Source organism: Desulfotomaculum copahuensis, from assembly GCF_001655685.1.
In the GTDB taxonomy this organism is placed as follows: Bacteria; Bacillota; Desulfotomaculia; order Desulfotomaculales; family Desulfovirgulaceae; genus Desulfotomaculum_G; species Desulfotomaculum_G copahuensis.
Genome location: NZ_LYVF01000136.1, coordinates 1 through 551 on the forward strand (window position 1 = coordinate 1; position 551 = coordinate 551).

1 protein-coding gene is annotated in these 551 nt (G+C 56.3%); it reads right to left on the reverse strand.

Annotated elements, in window-relative coordinates; all coding sequences use genetic code 11:
- Positions 1–111: 111 nt before the first annotated feature.
- On the reverse strand, positions 112–465 hold the full coding sequence (locus A6M21_RS08060; RefSeq protein WP_066667635.1) for a hypothetical protein: 354 nt from the start codon (positions 463–465) through the stop codon (positions 112–114).
- Positions 466–551: the final 86 nt, after the last annotated feature.

Sequence of the window (551 nt, forward strand, 5' to 3'; positions counted from 1 at the left end):
GGTGAATATTTCTAATGACGGCCTGTGACACCGGCGACGCCCCTGAACGCTCACGGGTAACCATCCACGCTGCCCCCAGGTAATGCCGGTATGTGCCAGAATGAACACGATTTACAACATCCCCCTGCTTTCAGTGCTATTCCAATCTTCTCTCCGCCAACTCTGGCCCTTGCCGCTTTCATACCGGGGCAACCAGGCCAGCCACCCGTCTGCGGTATATTCCGCCGGGTAAAGATAACTGAACCTCACCTTTTCTTTCAGATCGTCCCCCACCGCTTTATATAGTTCATCTATGTTATCCGGGTTTGATTGGGCCCTGGAACGGGCAATTTCCGCCGTAAACGCCCCCCACATCACCCGGGCCGGAATATATAGACGGCAGCGGTTTAACGCGCCGGACGGCGGCATGCCGATAAAAAGGGGCGACTGCAACTGCCATACCCAACGCTGAAGCGTCCATTTCACAATTTATCGCCACCCCTGGCCTTAGCGTGGTAGCGGCCACGCTACGTTTTGGCCTCCCGCCAAAACAGAGTGGGTAGAAGGCGCCC